The 2,992-nt window shown below is 63.1% G+C and carries 3 protein-coding genes; 1 reads left to right on the top strand and 2 read right to left on the bottom strand.

Annotated features, from left to right (window positions below):
• On the bottom strand, window positions 1-1,375 hold a 1,375-nt coding region (dnaG, locus tag EN939_RS27720; RefSeq protein ID WP_127270908.1), incomplete at its 3' end, for a DNA primase.
• Between the two features lie 136 nt (window positions 1,376-1,511).
• Entirely contained in the window at window positions 1,512-1,892 is a 381-nt protein-coding gene (locus EN939_RS27715) for an RcnB family protein (protein ID WP_127270906.1), read from the bottom strand.
• A gap of 388 nt (window positions 1,893-2,280) precedes the next feature.
• Between EN939_RS27715 and EN939_RS27710 the strand changes: the two genes are divergently transcribed.
• Window positions 2,281-2,992 (top strand): Na/Pi cotransporter family protein (locus EN939_RS27710; protein ID WP_164751273.1); only part of this gene is annotated, 712 nt, incomplete at its 3' end.

The following is a 2,992-nucleotide window of genomic DNA, read 5'->3' as shown; positions in this document are numbered from 1 at the left end:
CGCCACCGCCTTTGGCGAACTGCCCGCCGGGCGCGGCCGTCTTGCCCTGGCCCTGTTTCCAGTCCTGCCGACCTTGACGCCCACTGCGCTGCGAGCCGAAGAAGCTCAGCACACGCTCGCGCATCTCCTGCTGGTAGTGGTAGCGCAGGCTTTCGTCGCGGATGCGGCTGGTCAGCTCGCGCAGCGTCTTCTCGAGTTCGGCCCGCCGCTCCGGCGTATCGAAGACGCCGCCCGCCGTCTCACGCATCCACAAAAGGTCGACCAGCGGCCGCGCCTCGGCCAGCACGCGACGAAACGCATCCGGTCCTTCGGCCTTGACCAGATCGTCGGGATCCTTGCCTTCCGGCAGCAGCGCGAAGCGCGCCGAACGGCCGGCCTGCACAGATGGCAGCGCCATGTCGGCGGCCCGCCACGCTGCCTTCAGCCCGGCCTTGTCGCCGTCGAAGCACAGCATCGGCTCCGGCGCCATGCGCCAGAGCAGTTCGAGCTGGTTCTCGGTAAGCGCGGTGCCGAGCGGCGCCACGACATTCTCGAAGCCGGCCTGCGCCAGCGCGATCACGTCCATATAGCCTTCGACGGCGATGACCGTGCCGCCCTTGGCCAAGGCCTTGCGGGCGCGGGCGAAATTATAGAGTACGTTGCCCTTGTGGAAGAGCTCGGTGTCAGGCGAGTTCATGTATTTGGCCAGCGCGTCCGGCTGCAAAGCACGGCCGCCGAAGGCGATGATCTTGCCCCGGGAATCCGGAATCGGGAACATGATGCGGTCACGGAACCAGTCATAGGAAACCGGGATGTCGTCGCCGTGGCGTACCAGTCCACAAGCCTCGATGTCGGCCTTGGGCACGCCCTTGGCGGCGAGATGCTCCTTCAGCGCATTGCGGCTGTCGGGCGCAAAACCGAGCCGGAACGATTGCTGCGTCGCCGGCGTCAGTCCGCGGTCGCGCAGATAGGCACGCGCCTTGGCGCCTTCCGGCCCCTGCAGCCGTTCCTGGAAGAAGGTGGTGGCCATCTCCATGACGTCTGTCAGGCTGGCGCGTTCCTTTTCGCGCCGCTCCTCCTGCGCATCGCGAACCGGCATCGGCACACCGGCCATGTCGGCGATCTTTTCGACCGCTTCGGGAAAGCTCATCCCATCGAGTTCGGTGAGGAACTTGAAATGATCGCCCGAAACCGAACAGCCGAAACAGTGATAGCGGCCCTTTTTGTCCTCGCAGTGGAAGGACGGGCTCTTCTCGCCATGAAACGGGCAGCACGCCCAATAGTCGCCGCGCGGCGCGTTGGTTTTCTTCCTGTCCCACGCAACGCGCTGGCCGATCACCGATGAAATCGGCACGCGGTCGCGTATCTCGTCGAGGAAGGCGGGTGGAAAGCGCATCGGGGAACTCGTTTCCCGATTATATAATCATACCCGCGAAATCCGACGACCCTTAATGCGGGCCATACCCGGTTTCCACAGGCAAAAGAGGCGGCCGTTGCGGGCCGCCTCTTTCCAATATCCGCCTGGGGAGCGATCAGTGCGCGGCAAGCGCGCCGAAAATGACGCCGGAGAGCACACCGACCAACACATAGTCGTTGCCGACGCGGATCCATTCCTGGCCGCGGCCGGGACGATGCAGGCCGTAGCGGCCGTAGTCGCGGATCGGCTGGTGCTGTCTCCAGCCTGAATATTTGTGGCCGTTGCGCCAGTTGTTGCGCTTTACGATGACCTTCTTATGGATGACGCGCTTCTGGATGAAGCGCTTCTTGACATCCCTGTTGGTGGGCTTTTGCCAGTCGACCTGGCTGTAGTTCGACTGCGGAGCGTTCGGTGCGTTCAGCGGTGCGGCTTGGCCGGTGAGCGACGTAGCGGCCAGCATCGAGAAAGCGAGTGCGGAAAGGACAATGCGTTTCAAGAGAAGTCTCCTTGGTTGTCGATGCCAGAGGAATAGCGGGCCACCGATGAACCGAAACTGAACGCCTGCATTACAATTGCGTAATGAATTCCTTGATTTACCCGATAGAGCTGAACATAATCGCAAAGGTCAGGAGTCTGTCGCGCTGCTAACTCGGCCTATCCGTTGCTTCGCGTCCGCCCCGCAATGCAACCATTTGCGCGTCCGTCCATTTTCCGACACCGCCCGTCGCGCTGCAACGGCCCTTGAAATCGACAAGATTTTATTATCCGGCTAAAATATTCGAGCTATTATAAGCCACCGCCATGAACATGATTCGTACCCTCGTTTTCCCTTCTGATCGCCACGCCAAACAGGACGCGCATCCGGTTTGCATGCGGGGGACGAAATGAGCGGGTCCGTCGTCCTTCTGCATCTGGCCGGCGCCGTGGCGCTGATGCTGTTTGCCACCCGCATGGTGAAGACCGGCGTCGAACGCGCCTATGGCGACGTGCTGCGCCATCGCCTGCGCGCCACCATGCGCAATCCGATCATGGCGGTGCTGGCCGGCACCGGCCTTGCCATCGCCCTGCAAAGCTCCACCGCCGTCACGCTGCTGGTCGGCTCCTTCGCCGGCTCTGGCATCGTCTCGGGCGCCGCGGGCCAATTGGCAGTGCGCGGCGCCGAGATCGGCTCTGCGCTGGTGGTCAAGCTGCTGACCTTCGACCTCACCTTGCTGGTGCCGCTGTGCCTGATCACCGGCACGGTCATGTTCATGGCCACCGAGCGGCGCGACTGGCGCCAGACCGGCCGCATTCTGGTCGGCATCGGCCTTTTGATCCTGTCGCTGGAGATGATCGGACAGGCGTCTGAGCCGCTGCGCAACAGCCAGCTCATGCCGGTCATCATCAACTACTTCTCGACCGATTCCATCACCGCCTATCTGCTGGCGGCGCTGATCACCTGGCTGTTCCAGTCGAGCATCGCGGCGGTGCTGTTGATGGCGACGCTGGCGGGCCGCGGCCTGATCACGCCTGAACTCGGCGTCGTTCTTATCCTCGGCGTCAATCTCGGCTCCTCGATCATCGCGCCGATGCTGACCCGCTCGTCGAGCCCCGAGG

This window comes from Mesorhizobium sp. M7A.F.Ca.CA.002.05.1.1, assembly GCF_003998335.1.
In the GTDB taxonomy this organism is placed as follows: Bacteria; Pseudomonadota; Alphaproteobacteria; order Rhizobiales; family Rhizobiaceae; genus Mesorhizobium.
The sequence above is the reverse complement of the archived record's forward strand: the minus strand, read 5'-3'. Positions and strand labels throughout refer to the sequence as shown.